Raw genomic sequence first — 21,925 nt, 5'->3', positions numbered from 1 at the left:
ATTATCAAGAAAGTTAACTGTTTCTGTCCAGGGTTGCCGGCGAGACCGTCTGGCCACGGCGCAACACGGTGTGCTCCAGAGCGGTGAAGGCCGTGGTGGTGACCAGGTAGAGCACGCCCGCCAGGGGCAGCACCACGGCGAACGGCACCGTGGCGTACGGCAGCAGCGGCATGATCCGGCCGATCACCGCCGCGCCCGCATCCCCGGCTGCCCCACCCGAACCCCTGCGTGGCGCCGAGCCACCACCCAGGGCGGCCGACCCACCGGGGACGGCCGGGCCACCGGGGACGGCCGGGCCACCGGGGAGGACGGCGCCACCGGGCAGCGCCGACCCGGCAGCCATGGTCCGGCGCATCCGCCGCGAGGCCAGCCAGGCCAGGGCCACCAACGCCGTCAGCAGTACGCCCCAGACCGGGCCGGCCGCCCCGGCCAGCCCGTCGGTGAGCTGGTGGCCCAGCGGCACCCCGGCCAGCCGTCCGGCCAGCGGCGCCTGGCCCTCGGTGCTGAACAGGCGGTACATGACCAGGAGGAACGGCGCCTGGAGCAGCGCCGGCAGGCAGCCCGCCAGCGGAGTCGACCCGGCGGAGCGGTACAGGTCGAGCAGTTCCCGCTGCAACCGGGCGGGGTCGCTGCCGTACCGGCGACGCAACTCGCCGACCTGCGGGGCGAGGGCCGCGCGCCGCCGCTCCCCCCGGACCTGGGCGACGGTGAGCGGCGCGATCAGCAACCGGACGATGACGGTGAATCCGACGATGGCGACGGCGGTGGCGGTCCCGCCGGCCAGCGGCGCGAGCGCGGTGGCGAGCGCGTGTACGGCCTCGGAGGCGACGCCGACAGCGGCGTCGAGTGGCGCGAAGGCGAGCATGAACGTACCCCTCGGTGCGATTCCGGTCGAATGTCCTCGATGGACGGATGACAGACGGAACCGACCGCGTGACGCGGAACGGGCGGACCGGACCCGATGGTGCGGTCCGGGCGGCAGGACGAAGAAACCGGCGGAGAGCCGGCGACGCGTTACGCGGTCGCGGGGCGTACGCCGGGCGCGCGGGGGCGGGGACGACCCGGCGCATCCGGGTCGAGCTGGCGGGGCATCCGCCGTCGGCGGGCGCGTTCCCGCAGCGAGCGGGCCTGCCGGACGGCGCGGGGCCCGGCCGGGCCGACCGCCGTCACCAGGATGGCCACCACCGTGGCGAGCAGCAGCGCGGCGCCGACCGCCGCACCGGCGAGCAACTCGGCCGGCCGGTCGGCGAGCACGACGACCTGGCTGAGCGCGTACGCCCATACCCAGGTCGTCAACGACAGCAGAGCCGGCACGCGCACAGCCTAGAACCCGCTGTCACGTTCCCGACCCCGGCGAGCCCGAACCGACACGCCGGGGTGACGTTTTCCGGCCGCGTACCCCTGGGTAGCCCAGAGCGCAGCCCCCGCGAGCGGCGCGGGCCGGAAAAAGGTGGTGAAGGCCGTGGCCGGCCAGGTGGCGACCCAGGACGTGACGAGCACGCCGGACGGACCCGACCTGCTCACCGTCGGCGTGGAGGAGGAGTTCCTCCTCGTCGACCCGCACACCGGCGTGGCCGTGCCCGCCGTCGACCTGGTGATGGAACAGGTGCCCCCGGAGCTGAGCGGCCAGGTCGAGCGGGAGTTCCAGACCAGCCAGATCGAGATCGGCAGCCCGCCCGGGCTGGACCTCGGGGCGATCCGGCACTCCCTCGGGCTGCTCCGCGCCGGACTCGCCGACGCCGCCGAACGGGCCGGCGTCCGGCTGCTCGCCATCGGCACCGGCCCGGTCGAGGGCCCGGTCCCCCCGGTGGTGGACAAGCCACGCTTCGACCGGATGGTCGAGCGGTTCCGGCTGCTCGCGCCCGGCCCGGGCAACAACGGCATGCACGTGCACGTCGGCATCCCCGACCCGGACACCGGCGTGCAGGTGCTCAACCACGTCCGGCCCTGGCTGCCGGTCCTGCACGCGCTCACCACCAACTCCCCGTTCTCCGCCGGCGAGGACACCGGGTACGCGAGCTGGCGCTCGATCGAGTGGGAACACTGGCCCTCGGTGGCCCCCACTCCCTGGCTCGACTCGTACGCGCACTACCAGCGGCTGATCCGGCAGCTCATCGACAGCGGCGTGATGCTGGACGAGGGGATGCTCTACTGGTACGCCCGACTGTCGGCGAAGTACCCGACGGTGGAAATCCGCATAGGCGACGTCTGCCCGTCCCTGGACGACACGATCCTGGTGGCCGCGCTGGTCCGGGCCCTGGTCGGCACCGCGCTGACGGAGATCGCCGCCGGCCGTCCCGCCTCCCGGGTCGACCACCACCTGATGGTCGCGGCGCACTGGCGGGCCGCGCACGACGGGCTGACCGGCAAGGCCGTCGACCCGCACTCCGGCAAGGTGGGTCCGGCGTGGGACCTGCTGGACCGTCTGGTCGACCACGTCCGCCCCGAACTGGACCGGCACGGCGACACCGACCAGGTCGACGAACTGCTCGCCGGGGTACGTCGGCACGGCACCGGCGCCGAGCGGCAGCGCGCGGTGTACGCCCGTACCGGACGCCTGCTCGACGTGGTCGAGGACGTGGCGCGACAGACGCGCGGCGGCTCCCCGACGGTGACAGACTGACCCGATGGCGGAACGGTTGATCGTGGTGGGCGCCGACGCCGGCGGCATGGCGGCGGCGTCCCAGGCGCGGCGGCGGCGCGGTCCGGACGACCTCGAGATCGTGGCGTTCGACCGGGGACGGTTCACGTCCTACTCGTCCTGCGGCATCCCGTACTGGATCAGCGGGCTGGTGGACGAGCGGGACGACCTGGTCGCCCGCGACCCGGCCACCTTCCGCGAGCAGTTCCACGTGGACGTCCGGCTCCGGCACGAGGTCACCGCCATCGACCTCGACCGGCGCGAGGTCGTCGCCCGGGACCTCACCGGCGGCGGCGACGTCCGCGAGCGGTTCGACACCCTGGTGTACGCCACCGGCGCGACCCCGGTGCACCCGAAGTGGGCCCGCACCGACGCGGCCGGAGTGTTCGGGGTGCAGACCCTCGACGACGGCGACGCGCTGCGCGACTGGCTGGAGGGCGACCCGCAGCCCCGCCGCGCGGTGGTGGTCGGCGGCGGCTACATCGGCGTGGAGATGGCCGAGGCGCTGATCGTGCGCGGGCTGTCGGTGATCCTCGTCGAGCAGGCCGACCAGCCGATGTCCACCGTGGATCCGGACATGGGCAAGCTGGTCGCCGACGCGATGCGGGGACTGGGCGTGGACATCCGTACCGGGGTGACGGTCACCGGGCTGGAGACCCACGACGGCCGGGTCACCGGTGTGTGCACGGACGCCGGCGAGTTCCCGGCCGACGTCGTCGTCCTCGGTCTCGGGGTACGCCCGAACACCGCGCTCGCCGAGGCGGCCGGCCTGCCGGTCGGTCCGTCCGGCGGGATCCGGGTGGACCGCCGGATGCGGGTGGTCGGGGTGGACGGGGTGTGGGCGGCCGGGGACTGCGTGGAGACCCTGCACCGGGTCAGCGGCCAACCGGTCCACATCCCCCTCGGCACGCACGCCAACAAGCAGGGCCGGGTGGCCGGCATCAACATCGGCGGCGGGTACGCCACCTTCCCCGGCGTGATCGGCACGGCGGTGACCAAGGTCTGCGACCTGGAGGTGGGGCGGACCGGCCTGCGGGAGTCCGACGCCGCCGCGGCCGGCTTCGAGTTCGTCTCGGTGGTCACCGAGTCGACCAACCGGGCCGGCTACTACCCCGGGGCCCGCACCATGACCGTCAAACTGATCGCCGAGAAGCCCAGCGGCCGGCTGCTCGGCGCGCAGATCGTCGGCTGGTCCGAGGCGGCCAAGCGGATCGACGCCCTGGCCGTGGCGCTGTGGAACGGCATGACGGTGGACGAGATGACCGGCCTCGACCTCGGCTACGCGCCGCCGTACGCTCCGGTCTGGGACCCGGTGCTGATCGCCGCCCGCAAGGCCGTCGACGCGCTCACCTGATCGGCTCCGGCCGGAAAACGGTTGTCCGACCGGGTCGGATCGGCCCGAGGATGGGCCGATGGAACTGGAGATCCCTCAGCGGCTGGACTGGATGCGGCGGGTGCCCGCCGGCCGGGAGTGGTTGGCGGTGCTGCCGGAGCGGCTGGCCGCCTGTGTGGACCGGTGGTCGCTGCGGCTCGGCCCGGCGTACCCGGGGTCGCTGGTGTCGCTGGCGCTCCCCGCCGAACTGCCGGACGGGACGTCGGTCGTGCTCAAGCTCCAGTATCCCGACTGGGACAGCGAGCACGAGGCGGCTGCGCTGGCAACCTGGGCCGGCGACGGCGCGGTCCGGCTGCTGGCGCACGAGCCGGCATGGCGAGCCCTGCTGATCGAGCGGTGCGCACCCGGGGAGCCGCTGTCCGGCCGCCCGCCCGAGGAGGCGCTCGGGGTGGTCGTCGACCTGCTCCCCCGCCTCTGGCAGCCGGCGGGCGCCCCCTTCACGTCGCTGGTTGACGAGGCCGCCGGCTGGGTGGAACGAATGCCGGGCAACTGGGAGCGGGCCGGCCGGCCGTACGAGCGGCGGCTGCTCGACGCGGCCCGTGACCTGCTCACCGACCTGGCCCCGAGCCAGGGTGACCAGGTGCTGGTCAACCAGGACCTGCACGCCGGGAACGTGCTGCGCGCCGAACGGGAGCCGTGGCTGGTGATCGACCCGAAGCCACTGGTGGGCGAGCGCGAGTTCAGCGTGGTGCCGATGGTGCGCGGCGCGGAGCTGGGTCACTCGGCGGCGGCGGTACGCCACCGGCTGGACCGGCTCACCGCCGAGCTGGGGCTGGACCGGGAACGGGTGCGGGGCTGGACGGTCGGCCAGACGCTGGCCTGGAGCATCGGCGAGGGGCAGGTCTTCCCGGCGCAGGTCGAGGTGGTCCGCTGGCTGCTCGACGACGCGTGAGGTTCCGCCCGCACGGCCGTTCCTTGTCGGTGGCGGGGGTTAGCGTGTGCGCGCTGTCGACGTACCGGTCGGATCGCCGCCGGTCGCCCCGCCCCCGGAGGATTCCCCATGCCGCAGGAGACGACCTACCTCGAGCTGTCCGAAGAGGGCGGTGGAGCGCACAAGTTCTACGAGACCGTCGTCGACGGCTCCGAGCTGACCGTCCGGTACGGCCGGATCGGTGACCAGGGGCAGGTCAAGACCAGCAGCTTCGCGGACAATGCCAAGGCCCGCGCCGCCGCCGCGAAGAAGATCGGCGAGAAGGTCCGCAAGGGGTACGCCCCGGCGGTGCCCGGCGTGCGCCAGAAGCGCGCGGTCAGCCGTCGCCAGATCGTCAGCACCCGCTCCACCGCGCGGACCGCCCCGGTGCTCTGGCGGTACCACTCGGGTGCCCCGGCGTTCGGCATCTTCGTTGACGACCAGCACTGCATGGTGGGCAACGAGCACGGGATGATCACCACCCTCGGCCACGACGCCCAGGTGCTCAGCCAGGTCCGACTGCCGGACGGGGTGAAGTGCATCGTCGCCGACGACGCCTGGATCTACGCCGGCTGCGACGACGGCAACGTGTACGACCTCTCCGGCAAGGTGCCCCGGGTGGCGTACGCCATCGCGCCGGAGATCGACATCTACTGGCTGGACATCCACGACGGGGTGCTCGGCGTCTCCGACGCGGGCGGCGGGATCTCTGCGGTCGACCACGAGGACGAGTTCCTCTGGCGGCGGCCGGGGCGCGGCTCGTCGGCGTGGATGGTGCGCTGCGACGACGACGCGATCTACCACGGCCACTCGGCCGGGGTGACCGGCTTCGACTGGCGTACCGGCCAGGAGTTGTGGAACACCCGTACCGGCTCGGTCCTCTTCGGCTGGCAGGAACGTGACCACGTCTTCGCCGGCACCGGCACCCGCCAGGTCGTCCGGCTGACCAAGCGCGGCCAGGCCGACCTGACGTACCACTGCGACGCCCCGGTCTTCTCCTGCGCCGCCACCGAGAACGGCCGGTACGTCTTCGCCGGGGACAACCACTCCTCGATCTACTGCTTCGACGAGGCCGGCAACCGACTCTGGAAGCTCGGCACCGGCTGCGGTTCGGCGTACTCGATGCAGTACCACGACGAACGCCTCTACGTGGTCACCACCGGCGGCTACCTGGCCTGCATCGACGCCAGCGAGCCGGCGATCCGGGCCGCCGAGTCGGGCAGCGTGCCGCAGGTGGTGGACGTCAAGGCACCGCCCCGGATGCCGGCCACGGCACCGTCGACCACGGTCGAGGTGGTCAACCACACCGACGGTGGAATCGTGGTGCAGTGCGTGGAGGTGCGGGGGCAGCTACGCATCCAGGTGATCTCCGACGGCTTCCACCGGGACTGGTCGGTGCAGTTCCCCAAGGGCATCCGCGAGCCGGGCGCCCGCTACCTGGTGACCGAGGTCCGCGAGTCCGGCCGGGGCGGCTTCTACCGCGCGTACGGCGACATCCGCCGCCTGCGTTGAGCCCGAGACGGGCAGAAACGGTGGCACGTCGCGCGCGGCCGGCACCACAGGCACGCCCGTCGGTACCGGGCCGTTCACCTCGTTGGCCGTCGAACGCCCTCGAACCTGCCACGGTGAGAGTCCCCGTTGGACGTACCGTATGGCAGGGGGAGGGAGGTGCCGGGTGCCGGATCGCCAGTGGCGGCGGATCGGGCTGCTGGTCGTGGCGTTCTCTGCGGCCGCTGCGGCGGTGACGATGACGTCTCTCGCGGTCAATGTGGCAACCGGCGGCAGTAGTCCCTGGTTTCCGGCGCTTGAGGCAAGGCCGTTGTGGTGGGTGGCCGGGATGACGACAGCGTCGGCTGGTGCGGGTCTGCTGGGGTGGTGGGCGCAGAGACTGGCTCATGACACCGGCAAGACCGTCAGGTCGACGACGAGCGGCGGCCGGCGAGACGCCGACCCGACGGGACCGGGGTCCTGGGGCAACAGCAGCACCGACCAGACCCCGTTCACCGTGGATGCCCTGCTGCCCCGGCTCTTCAGCACCGACAAAGCCATCAAGTTCGCCCGGGTCGCCGGAGGCGCTCGTCCCTGCCACCACGCGGCATCCGGCCCCGGCTCGCTCACTGCCAGCGACGTCGTCAGGGAACTCAACTACCGCGGTTGCACGCAGGTGATGACCGGGGTCTACCTGGAGTGTTCCAGCAGCATCACCATCGCCCGCAACCCCGTCCTGGTCGCGGTAACGGTCTTCGCGCTCCCCGACACAGCAGCGGCCAGCGACTTGTACAGCTACCTGAGCGGTCCCACAGGTGCGGTCTGGAATCTCACCCTCTGGCGCACCCGCAGGGGCGTCGGCAGCAAGCCGTGGACCACCGGCATGAATCCCGGCTACCGCCACCAGTACACCCGTTTCGGCCAACGCTATGTGGTCGCCGCAGTCGCCCACCGGGTCGACCTTTCCACGGACGGCAGACTCAAACCCCGGCTCGAATCGGCCGCTGTCGCCGCCGCGTACTGCAGTGGACCACAGAACCACCGGCGTGGCTGAACCGAACCGCACCGACTGGAAGATCAGGCGGTGGACGCCGAGCGGATCGGTCGAGCGAGGTCAGCGGCCTGGCAGGCGGCGCACCAGTAGAGGTTCCGCCCGCCCAGCTCGCCCCGGCCCGACCACCTCGCCCCGGGTATAGCGGTTGCTATACTCGCAGGATGGCGACCGACGAGTGGGATATCTACCTCGTCAACGAGGTACAGGAGTGGATTGAAAGCCTCGATCCACTCACCCACGCCCGCGTCGTGCAAGCCATCGACCTGCTCGCCCAGGCTGGCCCCGGACTCGGCCGGCCGCTGGTCGACACAATCCACGGCTCGTCGATCGCAAACCTCAAAGAGCTGCGCCCTGGCACCGTCCCCGCATCCTGTTCGCCTTCGACCCATGGCGCTCCAGCATCCTGCTCGTCGCCGGAGACAAGGCCGGACGTTGGCAGCAGTGGTACACCGAAGCGATCCCTCTGGCCGAGCATCGCTACGAGATCTACCTGAAGGAACGCGCCGAGGAGGGCCGACAGCCATGAGCAGCTACGTACGCTGGCGTGACATCCGCAGCGCCCACATCGAGCGCGCCGGCGGCGAGCAGGCCGTCGAAGCAGGCAAACAGGAACTACTCGCCACCGTCGTCGGACACCGCCTCGCCGAGGTACGCCGCGCCCGCGGCCTGACCCAGAAGCAGGTCGCCGACCGCATGGGCGTCACCAAGGGCCGCGTCTCCCAGATCGAACAGGGCAAGATCTCTGGCCAAGACGTCGTCGCCCGCTACGCCGCCGCTCTCGGCGGACGCCTCCACCAGGCGATCTACTTCGACGACGGCGACATCGCCGCTATCGCTTAGCCCACCCCACGATCCCGCCCCGTCAAGGTCGGCAGCTTCTACCGCGCGTACGGCGACATCCGCCGGCTGGTCTGAGCGGTGGCGGTGGTCGGGCCGGCGGTGCGGGGCTGGGCTACCCGGTCAGTGGCAGAGCACCGCCACGTTGGCGAAAAGGCCGCACGAGGCGATCGTCGTCAACGAGATCGCGCCGGCCGCCCGGAGTGCGAAGTCGGCGCGACCTCGTCCGCGCCGGGTGATCGACAACGTCTGTTCCATGAAGACCAGGAACACCCAGCCGAACAGCAGGGCCGTCAGGTAGAAGTCCCAGGCGGGGTTCGCGAACGCGCTCGCATTGCCGTTTCCGCCATAGTTGGGGCAGTCCTCGAAGCGGGTGATCGGCTGGAGGACCGCCAGCAACGCGAGAAAGAAGGCGCTGCCGAGGAAACAGACCCGGAAACCGCCGAGACGAGAGGGCCGCTGGCGGTCTTCGATCATCAGCTCAGCCTAGTGGCGTGCCGGTTCGCGACATCATGACCAGCATGGGCCTCGGCGCGGCAACCACCAGCCGCTATCGTGAGCCACCCTGCATGCCGTCGACCACCGGGCGGGACCACGAGCGGTCGGCCCGCCCAAGGCGCGGGGCACCGTCCGGGTCAGCCGGCCTGGCAGGCGGCGCACCAGTAGAGGTTCCGCCCGCCCAACTCGCCCCGGCTGACCGCTGTGCCACAGACGTGGCAGGCTGCGCCGGGGCGGCGGTAGACGTACACCTCGCCCCCATGCCGGTCGACGCGCGGGGCACGACCCATCGCCTCGGGCAGGTGGGCGGGACGGACGGTGTCGATCCGGCCCCGCTCGACGGCGAGGGTCATCAGCTCGACCAGGTCGGCCCAGAGCGCCTGCCAGCCCGCCGGGGTGAGGTTCCGACCGGGCAGCAGCGGTGGCAGCCCGGCCCGGAACAACGCCTCGGTCACGAAGATCAACCCGGTGCCGGCCACCACCGACTGGTCGAGCAGGAGCGCGGCGAGCGGCGTCGGGCTGCGGGAGATCCGCGCGTACGCCCGTGCCGGATCGGCGTCGGCGCGCAGCGGATCCGGGCCGAGCCGGACCCGCAGCGCGTCGACCTCACCGGGGGTGAGCACCTCGCAGGCGGTCGGGCCGCGCAGGTCCAGCCAGTGCCGGTCGCCGACCATCCGCAGCCGCACCTGCCCCACCGGGGGCGGCGGCTCCCCCGTCCCGTCGGTGAACTTGCCGTACAGCCCGAGGTGTACGTGCACGGTCAGGTCGTCGACGTAGTGGTGCAGCAGGTGCTTGCCGTACGCCTCGGTGCTCTCCAGCAGGGTGCCGGAGATGCGCGCCGCGCCCTCGGCGAACCGGCCCTGCGGGCTGCTGACCTGCGGCTTCTCCCCGGCGAACAACTCGGCGTGCCGGGCGGCCAGGCGGTGGATGGAATGTCCCTCGGGCACGACCACCAAGCGTAGTCACCCGTCGAACGTCGCCGACGAGGCACCGGGGCGTGGGATCAGGCGCGGCTCACCGGTGCCTGTAGCTCCGTCACCCAGTCGTCGCGGTCCGCCGGGCACTCCAGGTTGACCTCTCGCGGGTACCCGTTCGACTGGTAACCGTTGCCGTCGATCCAGCGGGCCAGGGCCTGGACGGTGGGAACGACCGCGTCCATCGCGCCCCGGTGCACGATGGTCGCCGCCTGCTCGATGGGCGGGAGGTCTAGCACCCGGACGTCACCGTCCTGGCAGGGGGCGGCGACCTGGACGGCGGCGTGCACGATGATCCGGCCGGTTGCCTGCGGCTCGTCCTGGTAGTAGGCGATCCCGGGGCCGGTGGGGGTGATGCCGGCCGCGTCGAGGCGGCGGAACAGTTCGTCGTACAGGGGCCCGATGACCGGGCCGATGTCCTCCGGGTCGAAGCTGGCGGCGGTCGCGGTCAGTTCGGCGACCCGAACCGCTGGGACGTTCTTGATGACGATGTCGTCGGTGGGCATCTGCCCCTCACTCTCGATCGCTCGGAGCCTCGCCTCGATCTGCACCATCCGGGCCGCTGCCGCCACCACGGTGCTCTCCAGCTCGGCCCGCCGCAGCCGCAGCATGCCGCGCAGTTCCTCGGTGGTGACGGTGCCGTCCACGATCTCCCGGACCTGCTGGAGCGTAAAGCCGAGATCCTTGAGCGCGATGATGCGGTTGAGCCGGGCGAGCTGGGCGGCCGTGTAGTAGCGGTAGCCAGTGGATGGGTCGACGTGGGCCGGGAGCAGCAGACCGGTCGCGTCGTAGTGACGCAGCATCCGGACCGATACGCGGCCGTGCCGGGCGAAGTCTCCGATGGTGAACATGATGTCCTCGAGTTGACCGCCTGACACGGTGTGAGAGTCAAGAAGCCACCAGCGCACCACCTGGTGGCCTGACGGTTTGGCATGAACCACCCATGGTCACACTAGGTGTCGATGGCCGGGCGGCGGGGGATCGTCACGGTGGGTGAACCTCCGTCGGACGGCACCGACCCTCAGGTTTTCCTTTGCTCTGCACCCATATACGCAACACCGGCTCCGAGCAGGCGTCTTAGCGTGTCGGAGAATTTCGATGTGGGGGATGCCGCTCACCGAGAGCGTCTGGCGCGTAGAGGGGTGCAGAGCAAAGGACACGCGGGGATGAGGCGGCATGCCGGTCTGTGTAACTCAGAGCGATACCCAGCCGTGGCCAGCAACAAAATCCGCGAAGCGGACCTGGGCCCGTTTGGCGGCTACGCGCCCGTGGCCTCGTCCTCATCAGGATCGGTCAGATGGGGGCGGTGCTTCCCGATCCATTCTTCGATGTCTTCCTTGCGCCAGACCGTCCCCATGGCCAGCCGGTCGTAGGGCGCGGGCCAGTCCGGGCGGAGGGTCAACTGTCGGACCCGCTCCCGCGAGACGCCGAGCCGGTCCCCAATTTCCTGCGGCCCGTACAGGTGCTCTGGCACGCCCGCAGGTTAGCCACGCGCAAAGTTGGCAAACGTGTAGTGCACGCATGACAAGTTGGCAAGCGCGGACTACACGCTTGACAAGGGGCCTGCTGGGCGAGAGCGTAGAGCCATGCTGCGATCCCAGAGAGAACAGCCGGTCCCGTTCGCCCCCACACACCGCCCGGTGCTGCGCCGCTGGCTGCGCCTCGGGTGTTCCTGCGGCCTCTCCTCCTGGCGGCGCTGCCCGGACCGCCGAACGCCGATCCCGCTCGGGCCTCTCGCCGACCGACCACGGCGCGAATCGCGTTCCTCGCGGCTGCCGCCGTCAGCCAGGTCGAACAATGCCTCCGGACGGGTTCACTCCCAGATCGGGCCGACTGATGACCTTCGCCGGACAAGGGTTACCGACTGGCAGGACGCACCGCGTGGGCGGCGCGAGGTGCCCTTCCTGGTGCAGTCGGCCTGGTACTGCCTGGACCACCACCGCCACAGCCGCTGCCAGAGATGCACAGCAACCGGGTTCTGTCCCGCTATCGAGGCTGCCCGTACCCGGATCCGCGAATGGCGCAGGTACCGCGCCCTGCTGGGCAGACGGTGAACGCTCCCCTGCCCGGAGCCGGTGACCTGGTGCTGGTGACGCGCGCGGCCAGCGTGCAGTTCGTCACGCCGATCATGTTCCGGGTGATCCGGGTGCTCGACTGGGTCACCTTCGACGGGTGGGTCTGGCTCGACGGCTACCAGCTCGACAAGAAAGGTGACGCGGTCGCCCGGCGGTCGATCTTCGTACAGCCGGCCGGGCTGCGGATGCAGCTCAGCCGGTCAGCCCGCCCGCGAACGGCGTCGACCGCCACTGCTCGATGAGCGGCCGGATGGCGTCTGCCAGCATCGGCAGTTGCGGCGCGAGCGCGAGACAGGCGACGCCCCGCAGCATCCCCACCGCGTTGACGAAGCCCAGGACGTCCTTGTTCAACTCCCGCATGCCCCTGCTCCGGGCCGCCTGGTCGTAGGCGGCCTCACAGTCGGGGCCGAGGCCGGCGAGGTCCCACTCGACGGGCCCCAACGTCACCATCTCGAAGTCGGCGTACAGGTGCCCGCGCACCTCCGGGACGATGTTCACCGCCGGGCAGTCGCCGTGGATGGGCTGGAGGTCGATCCCCGGGAACGTGCGCTCGAACGTCGCGCGGGAACGCACGACAGGTTCCAGGACCTGCCACTCGCGACGGGCGCGGTCCAGGTCGGCCGGGTCGAGGAGGTCGGGGTGATCCTTGAGCAGAACTAGGCCGTCCTCGATGAACCGGGGCTCGGCCGCCGACAGGAACGACAGGTCACCCGGATAGTCGCGCATGGCGGCGTGCAGGTCGGCGACGAGGCCGGCGTTCGCCACGTAGTCGGGCTCAGCGTCCGGGGCCACGTTGACGAGCTGCCAGAACGTCATCGAGAACCCGTCGCGCTGGACGGGTTCCCGTGGCACGAGCGGGCTGGGCGGGATGACGGGGGTGCCCCGGTCGGCGAGCCACCGGGTCACGCCCAACTCCGCCCGTTGCCGGACCGCCTGGCTGTCGAGGTCCGCGTAGTGCGGCAACACCGTGAGCACCCGGGCCACGACCGGTGACGGCGCGAGGTGGACGACCACCGAGAACGCCTCGTACAGCACCTTCGGCTCGGTCACGGTGAGCCCGAGGCCACGTCCGGCGTGGACAGCCGCGTCGACGGCACGGGCGGTTCGGTCGGCGATCTGCTCCGGTGGCATGAACACGGTCACGACATGATCGTCCCATTTCCGATTCAACGGTCAACGGGCAGCGGGCAGTAGGCAGCGATGACCCGGCCACGATGAATGGCAGCGATGTTCATCTGGGTGTGGGGTGGTCGCAAACTGCGTACGCCAGCGTGATGAGGCGTGAGCAGTGCTGACCTGTCCTCGGGACAGCCCCGGATCTCCGTCGTCGTGCCCGTCCACGGCGTGGAGGCGTACCTGGCGACCTGCCTCGACTCGATCCTCGCCGAGCCGTACGCGGACGTCGAGGTGGTCGCGGTCGACGACGCCTCGCCGGACGGCTGCGGCGCGATCCTCGACGGATACGCGGCGCGCGACCCCCGGGTCCGGGTCGTACACCTGGCCACCAACGTCGGTCTCGGTGGCGCCCGCAACGCCGGTCTGGCCCAGGCCACCGGCGAGTACGTCTGGTTCGTCGACGGTGACGACTGGCTGCCGGCGGGCTCGCTCGCTGCGGTCCGGGAGCGACTCGCGGCGACCCGTCCCGACGTACTGATCATCGACCACGCCGAGGTGTTCCCCGGTGGCCGGGTCGTGCCCCGTCCCTCGGCCGGGGCGCTCGCCGGGCATGCCACTCCGCTGCGGCTGGCCGACCGTCCGCACCTGCTCCGGCTGGCCCAGTCGGCCTGCACGAAGGTGGTCCGGCGCGGGCTGCTGGACGAGGCCGCGCTGCGCTTCCGGGGCGGCTGGTACGAGGACGTCGCCTACAGTCACCCGCTGCTGATGGCCGCCGACCGGATCGACGTGCTGGAGCGGGTCTGCTACCACTACCGGCAGCAGCCGCAGGGGCGGATCACGGTGACCCGCAGCGACCGGCACTTCGAGGTCTTCGACCAGTACGCGGCGGTCTTCGCCGCCGTGGACGCCGCTGGGGGACGGCACGACGTCTTCCGTCCCGAACTGTTCCGCCTGATGGTCAACCACTACCTGGTCATTCTCGGCAACGAGGCCCGGCTGCCCGACGCGTCCCGCCGGGAGTTCTTCCGCCGGATGGTCCTCGACCACCGGCGCTGGCTGCCGGCCGGCGGGTACGCCGTGCCCGACGGGGTGACCGGCCTGAAGCACCGGCTGGTCGAACGGGACAACTACCTCGCGTGGACGACCCTGCGGTCGGTCCACCGGACCCTCGGCCGGGTACGGCGGGGCCGTACCCCGAGCGCACCGGCTCCGGCCGCCGCCGCGACCACACCCGTACCGACAGTGTCGACCGGCTGAGGCCGGGCGGCGAAGCGAAGCGAGGAGGAGAGCCGGTGAAGGTGCTGATCACGGGCGGGGCCGGCTTCATCGGCAGCACCGTCGCGTCCGCTCTGCTCGACCGGGGGCACGTCCCGGTGATCCTGGACGACCTGAGCACCGGCCGGGAGTCGTTCACCGCCGGCCGGATCTTCTACCGGGGGGACATCTCGGACGGCCCGCTGGTCGACCGGATCTTCGCCGAGCACCCGGAGATCACCGCGACGGTGCACTGCGCCGGGGTGATCGTGGTGCCCGAGTCGGTCCGGGAACCGGTGCGCTACTACCGGGAGAACCTCGCCAAGGCGGTCAGCCTGGTCGGCCACCTGGCCCGCAACGACTGCCGGCGGCTGCTGTTCAGCTCCACCGCCGCGCTGTACCAGCCCGGCCCGGACTTCGCCGTCGACGAGTCCTCCCCGGTCGCCCCGGTCAGCCCGTACGCCCGGAGCAAGGCAATGGTGGAGACGGTGCTCGCCGACGCGGCGGCGGCCGGCGAGCTGAGCGCGGTCGCGCTGCGCTACTTCAACCCGATCGGCGCGGACCCGCAGTTCCGGACCGGCCTCCAGCTCCGCGACCCGAGTCACGCCCTCGGCCGGATGATCGAGGCGTGGTTCACCGGCGGGAAGTTCTGCCTGACCGGCACCGAGTGGCCGACCCGGGACGGCACCGCGATCCGGGACTACGTCCACGTCTGGGACCTCGCCGAGGCGCACGTGGCGGCCCTGACCCGCTTCGACGTGGTGACGGCCGACGGTGGCGGCTTCGCCGCGTTGAACGTCGGCACCGGCACCGGCACGACCGTCCGTGAGCTGGTCGACGCATTCTCCGAGGTCGTCGGAGAGCCGCTGCCGGTACGGGAGACCGGTCCCCGGCCCGGCGACGTGGCGGGGGTGTTCAACCGGAGCCGCCGGGGCCAGCACGTGCTGCGCTGGCAGCCCCGGTACACGGTCGCCGACGGCATCCGGCACGCGCTGCGCTGGCGGGAACTCGACGCCCGGGTCTGACCCGGACCGAACGACCGCTCCGGCCCGACGCGGGCCCAACCCCCGGACCACGCGCACCGACCCCCGGGCTACGCGCCGCCGGGCAACAAGACCGGCCGGCGGACGACGGGGGCGGGCGGTCAGCGGCGGCGGGTGAGCCGGGCGACGATGCGCCGGGGGGTGAACGGCACGACGGAGAGCATCAGCCGGCCCGAGTCGTCCCGGCTCGGGCTGACCGCGAACAGCCGTCGACCCCGCCGGACCAGCACCGGCCGGGGTGCCCGCAGCCGGGCCACCCGCAGGGGCGCGGCCCCGGTCCGGCCCGCCACGGTCGCCTCGGCCCGGACCGCCCGGCGTTGGCCGGTGACCGCGCTCGCCGCGACCAGCGCGTGCACGTCGAAGGAGACGGTCACCGAGGTCCCGCCGTCGACGGTGGTGATGCGCGCCGGCCCGCCGGCCACCTCCTCGGCGAGCAGCCGCAGATCGGTGCAGCGGTCCGCCAGGTCGGGACGGGGACTGCGCGCCTCGACGGTCAGCGCCGGCCGGCCGGTCGGCCCCCGGTCCCAGCCGACCGCCGTCACGTCGAGCGTGGCCAGCCACTCCGGCAGCCCGTCGGTGACCTCGAAGACCGTGTCGGGCAGCGCCCCGGCGCGGAAGCCCGGGTACGCCGCGTACCACCGGTCCCCGTCGACCACGCTGGCCGGTACGCCGTCCCCGGTGTCCTGCCGGAGTATGGCGAGCAGGTCGTCGAGGTCGCCGTGCCGGGTGACCGCCAGGCGCAGCCGGGTCCGTACCGTCAGCCGGGCGGCGACCGCCGGACTCAGGTGCCGTTCGGCCAGCGACCGGACTGCGTCGTGCAGTTTCTCCTGGGTCAGCCGGTCCAATCCGAGGAGGTCGTCGGGCAGCAGCGCCGCGATCTCCAGCGCGAAGTACCGGGCCATGACGGTGTCCCGCTCCGGTCCGGGTGGCAGCAGCCCATCGGCGAAGTCGACCAGGGCCTCGGCGCAGGCCAGCCGGTCCTCGACCCGGCTCAGGTAGGTGATGTTCCGGGCGTCGAGCCGGCGCACCGCGTAGTAGTAGTCGTAGTCGGCGAGCACCGAGATCCGCTTCGCCCGGTGGCACGCCTCCAGGGTGAAGGGCTGGTCGCTACCGATCGGCATGTCCTCCGGGTAGCGCAGCCCGTACCGCTCGATCAGGTCCCGGCGGAACAGCTTCGTGTTCGCCAGCGACCAGGACAGCCCCGGGTCGTCCAGGCCGATCTCGGCCCGGGTCTCGGCGAACACCTCCTGATGGATGAAGCGGCTGTTCACCCCGACCACCCGGCCGAGGACCACCTCGGCGTCGTACCGGTCGGCGGCGTCGACCAGTCGCCGCAACGCCTCCGGTCCCAGGTGGTCGTCGGCCCCGAGGAAGAAGACGTACCGGCCGGTGGCGTGCTCCAGCGCCCGGTTGCAGGGGGCGGCCGGGCCGCCGGAGTTGGCCTGCCGGAGCAGCTTCACCGTGCCGGGAAAGCGCCGCGCGAACCGGGCCAGCTCGCGCGGGCCGGTGTCGGTCGAGCCGTCGTCGACCGCCACCACCTCCATCCGCTGCGCGCCGATGGTCTGCGCGGCCAGGGAATCCAGGCACCGGGTCAGGTACGGCATGGCGTCGTATACCGGCAGCACCACGGTGACGTCCGGCGTGCTCACGCCTGCCCACCGCCGTCTAATGAGACCGCCGGCCGGTCCGGGAGCAGCGCGGTGTAGACCCGGTCGAGCACCGCCGCCTGCGCCGGCCAGGACCAGCTTTCCAGCAGCCCCGGGGCCTCGTATGCGGCCCGGTGCCGGCCCGGGTCGGCGAGCACCGCCCGGACCGCGCGGACCAGGTCGGCCGGGTCGCCGGCCCGGAAGACCTCCCCCTGACCGGTACGGCGGACCGTCTCCGCCATCGTCCGTACGTCGCTGACCACGATCGGCAGCCGGGCGTGCGAGTACTCGAAGAACTTGGTGATCAGAGCGATCTCGTGGTTCGGCCAGTGCTCGATCGGGATCACCCCGACATCCGCCCCGGCCAGCAGCGGCACCACCTCGTCGGCGGCGACGTACCCGCCGACGTGCAGCCGGTCGGCCACCCCCAGCTCGGCCGCGCGCCGGACCAGGCCCTGGACGTAGTCGCCGTCCGGCCGGTTCACCACGAACGCGACGTGCGCGTCGGGGAGCGCGGGCAGCGCCTCGACCAGGACGGCCAGGCCCCGCTGCGGTGCCGCCGCCCCGCTGTAGACCAACAGCGGCACGTCCGGGCCGATCCCGCACCGCTCCCGCAGCGACACCGGCCCGCCACCCGGGGCCCCGGCGTCACCCGGCCCGGCCGCCGCCGACGGCCCGGCCTCACCCGGTCCGGCGGTGGTGGACGGGGTGGTCAGGTCGGGGGCGTTGAGCACCACCGCCGGCCGTTCGGTCAGGCCGTGCTCGGCCTGCAACAGTCGGGCCAGTTCGTCGGAGACGGTCACCACCGCGTCGGCGTACGGGGCGTACTCCCGCTCGTGCGCGCGGTGGGCGGGCAGCCAGCGGACGTTGTCCCGCCACGGCTTGATGCCGGGGAGGAACTCGTGAGCGTCCCAGAGCAGCTTGACCGACCGGCCCTGGTCACGGGCCCGCAGCTTCGCCCGCGCGGCGACGCCGAGCATCCGGAAGTCGTGGGCGTGGATGAGGTCCGGGTCGAGCGCGTCCACCACCGGCCCGTACGCCCGCTCGTACTGCCACAGCGACGGCTCCAGCCGCCGCCACGCCCGCTCCCGCATGGCAACCGACCAGAACCGGGTGTACGCCAACTCCACCGGACGGCGCAGGCCACCGAGGGCGGCCACCGCACGTCGCCGCCGGGCCTGTGCCCCGGTGGACGGACCGCCCATCGGCAGCAGCCGTACCTCGGCGCGGCCGAGCCGCCACCGGCGCGGCTCGCCGTCCGGGGAGCGGCCCAGCAGCGTCACGTCCCAACCGGCCACGGCGGCCGACCGGGCCGCCTTCTGCACCCGCGAGTCGCCGTGCACCCCGTTGTCGACCAGCATCACCACGCGCCCCCGGGCTGCGGGAGCACGGCCGTTCTCTCTGCCCGCACCGGTCACGGCTGAGGATCCTACGGCCGCTTTCCCCGCGCCGGCGCACTCTGGGCGGAGCTGTCAACCCCCGTTCACCTAGACGTCGATTGGCCGACGCCGACAGCGACAGGTGTGCCGGAAGAGCGCGGAGGGTACGTCACGAGTATCACCGCGTGGCAGCCGCTGGCGCGTCCGAGGTCTCCACGCATCGACCAGGAGGTGTTCGTCGTGAAGATTCCTTCGCTGTCACGTCATAGCGAACCGGCCGCCCGGGACGGGGACGAGGCCGCCCCCGGCGCCGCCGACCGGGGCTCGTCGACCATGCTGGACACCGGTGACGGCCGGGTCGCCGCGCCGGTGGTCACCGACCGGGGCGAGGACCGCACCACGTACCGCAGCGCTGCCGCGACGGTTGACGGCCGGGACCAGCGGACCGGACCGGCGTCGACGGACGGCCGGCACCGTGACCCCCGGGACGCCGAGGCGGAGCGGCAGGCCGAGGCACGGGCGGCGGCCGCGCGGGCCGCGACCGCCCGGCCGGCGGAGGCGGACCGGATCGCCGACCGCGAGCCCACCGGACCGGGCCTGGACCCGGCCACCGGCACCCCGGACCGGACCGTCGATCTGGACGAGCAGACGCGGAAGCGCATCCTCCACCGTGCTCGCCCGGACATCGACCGGGACGCCAGCCATCCGGACCTCGACCGGGACGTCGCCGACCCCACCCGCGACGACGACCGCGTCCCGGAGCCTGCGACAGTGGCCGCGAAGAAGCCGCGCGCCAGCCTGCTCGCCACCCTGGGGCTGATCGTCGGTGTGGCCGGGCTGTTCTGCGTACTCACCGGCGCCCTCGCCGGGTACGGCATCGCGGTCGGCGCGATCGGCGCGGTCCTGTCCGTCCTCGGCCTGGTCGCCACCCGCCGCCGGCACGTCGCCGGCAAGACGGACGCGCTGCTCGGCATCGTGGCCGGCCTCGCCGCCGTGGTGCTCGGCGTGCTGGCGATGACCGGCCAGTACGACTGGCCGACCGCCGACGGCGACTGGATCAACCGCTTCCGGGAGTGGCTTGACTCACAGTTTGCCAACCGGCTCTGACGGGCACTGTTGGCGGCGCCGGTGGTGCACCGGCCGAGCCCGGTCAGAACTGGTGGTTCACCAGCGGGGGGAACATCTCTTTCGGGGGCGGCGGTCTCGCCGCCCCCGAAGTGTGTCCGGGCCGTCCGGCAGCGCAGCGAGCCGAACGCTTCGCCCTGGCCCCGCGCGCCACCGGGGCGCAACGCGTTCGTCTACCGGAGCACGGGTGTATCCGGCGGGTTGGTTCACCGAACCTCCAGATCGTCGGTCGCCACGCCTTTCATCCTCGTCGCGGGTGCCGGCCACCTGGGCACGCTGGGCGTACGCAACGAATCGCACATCTACTCCCCCACAGACGCAATGAACGTGCGCTTCACGCAATCCTCACGGGTGGTTATCGCCGCCACCGGGCGCATAGCGTTGGGACAACGGCGCCAGCCCGCAGGCCGGGAGTGGCCGGGCGCGCCCGACCCTCGGGAGCAGGACAATGACGATGGACGCCACCAGCCAGCGCTTCCTCATGTGCCGGCCGACGTACTTCGCCGTCGACTACGCGATCAACCCCTGGATGGACCCCACCGCACCGGTCGACGCCGACCTGGCGATCCGGCAGTGGGAGCAACTGCGGCAGACCTACCACGACCTCGGCCACACCGTCGAGGAGATCCCCCCGGTTCCCGGCCTGCCCGACATGGTCTTCGCCGCCAACGGCGGCACCGTGATCGACGGCAGGGCGATGGCCGTGCAGTTCCGCGACCCGCAGCGGGCCGACGAGGCCCCCGCCTACCGGGCCTGGTTCGAGGCCGCCGGCTTCGAGATGTACGACCCGAAGCACGTCAACGAGGGCGAGGGCGACATCCTGCTCGCCGGTGACCTGCTGCTCGCCGGCACCGGCTTCCGCACCGCGCACGCCTCGCACGCGCAGTTGCAGGAGGTCTTCGGCTATCCGGTGATCACCCTCCAGCTCGTCGACCCCCGCTTCTACCACCTGGACACCGCGCTCACCGTGCTCGACGAGCACACCGTGGCGTATCTTCCCGAGGCGTTCTCCCCCGGCAGCCAGGCCGCGCTGCGTCGGCTCTTCCCCGACGCGGTGCACGCCACCATGGCCGACGCCGAGGTGCTGGGGCTGAACGCGGTCAGCGACGGTCGGCACGTGGTGCTGCCCGTCCAGGCCACCGGTCTCGCCGCAAAGCTGCGTGACCGGGGCTACCAGACCATCGGTGTCGACCTGTCCGAGCTGCGCAAGGCCGGCGGTGGCCCGAAGTGCTGCACGTTGCGACTCCGTCAGGGAAAGAAGGCAGGCAAGTGATCGTCGACGACATGCTGCGGACGCCGGACGCGGTCCGGGACGCCGAGCGGTGGACCGCGCACAACTACCACCCGCTGCCGGTGGTGATCTCGTCCGCCGAGGGTGCCTGGCTCACCGACGTGGACGGGCGCCGCTATCTGGACTGCCTCGCCGGCTACTCCGCGCTGAACTTCGGCCACCGGCACCCGCAGCTCGTCGCCGCCGCACACGCCCAGCTCGACAAGCTGACCCTGACCAGCCGGGCGTTCATCCACGACCAGTTCGCCACCTTCTGCCGTGAGCTAGCCCAGCTCTGCGGCAAGGAGCTGGTGCTGCCGATGAACACCGGCGCGGAGGCGGTGGAGACCGCGATCAAGGTCGCCCGCAAGTGGGGCTACCAGGTCAAGGGCGTGCCGGCCGGGCAGGCGAACATCGTCGTCGCCGAGGGCAACTTCCACGGCCGGACGACCACCATCGTCAGCTTCTCCACCGACGCGGACGCCCGGGACGACTTCGGGCCGTACACCCCCGGGTTCACCGTGGTCCCGTACGGCGACCTGGCCGCGTTGACCGCCGCCATCGACGACAACACGGTCGCGGTGCTGATCGAGCCGATCCAGGGCGAGCAGGGCGTGGTGGTGCCCCCGGAGGGTTACCTGCCCGGCGTACGTCAGGTCTGCACCGAGCGCAACGTGCTCTTCCTGGCCGACGAGATCCAGTCCGGCCTCGGCCGCACCGGCACCACCTTCGCCTGCGACCACGAGGACGTCGTGCCGGACATGTACCTGCTCGGCAAGGCGCTCGGCGGCGGCATCGTGCCGGTCTCCGCGGTCGCCGCCAACGCCGACGTGCTGGGTGTGCTCAAGCCCGGCCAGCACGGCTCGACCTTCGGCGGCAACCCGCTGGCCTGCGCGGTCGCCACCGAGGTGGTGCGGCTGCTCGCCACCGGCGAGTTCCAGCAGCGCTCCGCCGAGCTGGGCGAACGCCTGCACGCCGGGCTGCGCGGGCTGATCGGCCAGGGCCTGGTCGCCGTCCGGGGTCGGGGTCTGTGGGCCGGTCTGGACATCGACCCGGCGCTGATGACCGGCCGGCAGGCCTGCGAGCGGCTGATGGAGCTGGGGATCCTCGCCAAGGACACCCACGGCTCCACGATCCGCCTGGCCCCGCCCCTGGTCATCACCCCCAACGAGATCGACCACGCCCTGACCCAGCTCACCACCGTCCTCACTGCCTGACCCTA

At 72.2% G+C, this 21,925-nt stretch carries 21 protein-coding genes and 1 pseudogene; 13 read left to right on the top strand and 9 right to left on the bottom strand.

The window, feature by feature from the left end; translation table 11 throughout:
• Positions 1 to 13: 13 nt before the first annotated feature.
• Entirely contained in the window at positions 14 to 865 is an 852-nt protein-coding gene (locus tag GA0074692_RS30820; RefSeq protein ID WP_091651070.1) for a YidC/Oxa1 family membrane protein insertase, read from the bottom strand.
• Positions 866 to 1,014: 149 nt separating this feature from the next.
• Positions 1,015 to 1,314, bottom strand: a complete 300-nt coding sequence (locus tag GA0074692_RS30815) for a DUF6412 domain-containing protein (protein WP_245730533.1) — start codon at positions 1,312 to 1,314, stop codon at positions 1,015 to 1,017.
• A 148-nt stretch (positions 1,315 to 1,462) separates the two neighbouring features.
• Here GA0074692_RS30815 and GA0074692_RS30810 point away from each other — a divergent pair, with 148 nt between their 5' ends.
• From GA0074692_RS30810 to GA0074692_RS30780, 7 genes and pseudogenes are all read left to right on the top strand, one after another.
• A complete protein-coding gene (locus GA0074692_RS30810; protein ID WP_425413368.1) occupies positions 1,463 to 2,623 on the top strand; it encodes a carboxylate-amine ligase in 1,161 nt (386 codons plus the stop codon).
• Positions 2,624 to 2,627: 4 nt separating this feature from the next.
• Positions 2,628 to 3,995, top strand: a complete 1,368-nt coding sequence (locus GA0074692_RS30805) for an FAD-dependent oxidoreductase (RefSeq protein WP_091651067.1) — start codon at positions 2,628 to 2,630, stop codon at positions 3,993 to 3,995.
• A gap of 58 nt (positions 3,996 to 4,053) precedes the next feature.
• Positions 4,054 to 4,926, top strand: coding sequence for an aminoglycoside phosphotransferase family protein (locus GA0074692_RS30800; RefSeq protein ID WP_091651063.1), 873 nt, complete (start codon positions 4,054 to 4,056; stop codon positions 4,924 to 4,926).
• Between the two features lie 108 nt (positions 4,927 to 5,034).
• Positions 5,035 to 6,456, top strand: a complete 1,422-nt coding sequence (locus tag GA0074692_RS30795) for a WGR domain-containing protein (protein WP_091651061.1) — start codon at positions 5,035 to 5,037, stop codon at positions 6,454 to 6,456.
• Between the two features lie 163 nt (positions 6,457 to 6,619).
• Entirely contained in the window at positions 6,620 to 7,486 is an 867-nt protein-coding gene (locus GA0074692_RS30790; protein ID WP_141725450.1) for a hypothetical protein, read from the top strand.
• Positions 7,487 to 7,647: 161 nt separating this feature from the next.
• Positions 7,648 to 8,012, top strand: a pseudogene (locus GA0074692_RS30785) (type II toxin-antitoxin system RelE/ParE family toxin).
• A complete protein-coding gene (locus GA0074692_RS30780; RefSeq protein ID WP_091651056.1) occupies positions 8,009 to 8,326 on the top strand; it encodes a helix-turn-helix domain-containing protein in 318 nt (105 codons plus the stop codon). Before GA0074692_RS30785 ends, GA0074692_RS30780 begins: the two are co-directional and overlap by 4 nt.
• Before the next feature lie 120 nt (positions 8,327 to 8,446).
• On the opposite strand, the gene GA0074692_RS30775 is transcribed toward GA0074692_RS30780, so the two are convergent.
• The 4 genes from GA0074692_RS30775 to GA0074692_RS30760 form a co-directional block, all read right to left on the bottom strand.
• Entirely contained in the window at positions 8,447 to 8,800 is a 354-nt protein-coding gene (locus GA0074692_RS30775; RefSeq protein WP_091651052.1) for a hypothetical protein, read from the bottom strand.
• A gap of 158 nt (positions 8,801 to 8,958) precedes the next feature.
• On the bottom strand, positions 8,959 to 9,768 hold the full coding sequence (locus GA0074692_RS30770) for an Fpg/Nei family DNA glycosylase (RefSeq protein ID WP_091654356.1): 810 nt from the start codon (positions 9,766 to 9,768) through the stop codon (positions 8,959 to 8,961).
• 56 nt (positions 9,769 to 9,824) lie between these two features.
• Positions 9,825 to 10,646: a MerR family transcriptional regulator gene (locus tag GA0074692_RS30765; protein ID WP_091651048.1), complete on the bottom strand. Its 822-nt coding sequence runs from the start codon at positions 10,644 to 10,646 to the stop codon at positions 9,825 to 9,827.
• 407 nt (positions 10,647 to 11,053) lie between these two features.
• Positions 11,054 to 11,269: a helix-turn-helix transcriptional regulator gene (locus GA0074692_RS30760; protein WP_091651044.1), complete on the bottom strand. Its 216-nt coding sequence runs from the start codon at positions 11,267 to 11,269 to the stop codon at positions 11,054 to 11,056.
• A 543-nt stretch (positions 11,270 to 11,812) separates the two neighbouring features.
• Between GA0074692_RS30760 and GA0074692_RS30755 the strand changes: the two genes are divergently transcribed.
• The gene (locus tag GA0074692_RS30755; protein ID WP_091651041.1) at positions 11,813 to 12,112 is read left to right on the top strand and encodes a hypothetical protein; all 300 of its coding nucleotides are present in this window, start codon (positions 11,813 to 11,815) and stop codon (positions 12,110 to 12,112) included.
• Here the strand turns inward: GA0074692_RS30755 and GA0074692_RS30750 are convergent.
• A complete protein-coding gene (locus GA0074692_RS30750; protein ID WP_091651038.1) occupies positions 12,063 to 13,013 on the bottom strand; it encodes a phosphotransferase in 951 nt (316 codons plus the stop codon). The two genes, GA0074692_RS30755 and GA0074692_RS30750, sit on opposite strands and share 50 nt — an antisense overlap.
• A 138-nt stretch (positions 13,014 to 13,151) precedes the next feature.
• Between GA0074692_RS30750 and GA0074692_RS30745 the strand changes: the two genes are divergently transcribed.
• Both GA0074692_RS30745 and galE read left to right on the top strand, forming a co-directional pair.
• Positions 13,152 to 14,243 (top strand): glycosyltransferase family 2 protein, encoded by a 1,092-nt coding sequence (locus GA0074692_RS30745; RefSeq protein WP_091651036.1) that lies wholly within the window; start codon positions 13,152 to 13,154, stop codon positions 14,241 to 14,243.
• 35 nt (positions 14,244 to 14,278) lie between these two features.
• Positions 14,279 to 15,265, top strand: coding sequence for a UDP-glucose 4-epimerase GalE (galE, locus tag GA0074692_RS30740; RefSeq protein ID WP_091651032.1), 987 nt, complete (start codon positions 14,279 to 14,281; stop codon positions 15,263 to 15,265).
• 119 nt (positions 15,266 to 15,384) lie between these two features.
• Here the strand turns inward: galE and GA0074692_RS30735 are convergent, their stop codons facing one another.
• Together GA0074692_RS30735 and GA0074692_RS30730 are read right to left on the bottom strand one after the other, a co-directional pair.
• Entirely contained in the window at positions 15,385 to 16,932 is a 1,548-nt protein-coding gene (locus GA0074692_RS30735; RefSeq protein WP_091651029.1) for a glycosyltransferase family 2 protein, read from the bottom strand.
• The gene (locus GA0074692_RS30730) at positions 16,929 to 18,290 is read right to left on the bottom strand and encodes a glycosyltransferase family 4 protein (RefSeq protein ID WP_091654354.1); all 1,362 of its coding nucleotides are present in this window, start codon (positions 18,288 to 18,290) and stop codon (positions 16,929 to 16,931) included. The genes GA0074692_RS30735 and GA0074692_RS30730 overlap by 4 nt, the downstream gene beginning before the upstream one ends.
• A 258-nt stretch (positions 18,291 to 18,548) precedes the next feature.
• Here GA0074692_RS30730 and GA0074692_RS30725 point away from each other — a divergent pair, with 258 nt between their 5' ends.
• The 3 genes from GA0074692_RS30725 (at position 18,549) to rocD (ending at position 21,920) form a co-directional block, all read left to right on the top strand.
• Positions 18,549 to 19,415, top strand: coding sequence for a DUF4190 domain-containing protein (locus tag GA0074692_RS30725; protein WP_141725449.1), 867 nt, complete (start codon positions 18,549 to 18,551; stop codon positions 19,413 to 19,415).
• Positions 19,416 to 19,887: 472 nt separating this feature from the next.
• Positions 19,888 to 20,706, top strand: coding sequence for a dimethylargininase (gene ddaH / locus GA0074692_RS30720; protein ID WP_176738753.1), 819 nt, complete (start codon positions 19,888 to 19,890; stop codon positions 20,704 to 20,706).
• Positions 20,706 to 21,920 (top strand): ornithine--oxo-acid transaminase, encoded by a 1,215-nt coding sequence (gene rocD / locus GA0074692_RS30715; RefSeq protein ID WP_176738752.1) that lies wholly within the window; start codon positions 20,706 to 20,708, stop codon positions 21,918 to 21,920. Before ddaH ends, rocD begins: the two co-directional genes overlap by 1 nt.
• Positions 21,921 to 21,925 lie beyond the last annotated feature (5 nt).

Source organism: Micromonospora pallida, assembly GCF_900090325.1.
In the GTDB taxonomy this organism is placed as follows: domain Bacteria; phylum Actinomycetota; class Actinomycetes; order Mycobacteriales; family Micromonosporaceae; genus Micromonospora; species Micromonospora pallida.
The sequence above is the reverse complement of the archived record's forward strand: the minus strand, read 5'-3'. Positions and strand labels throughout refer to the sequence as shown.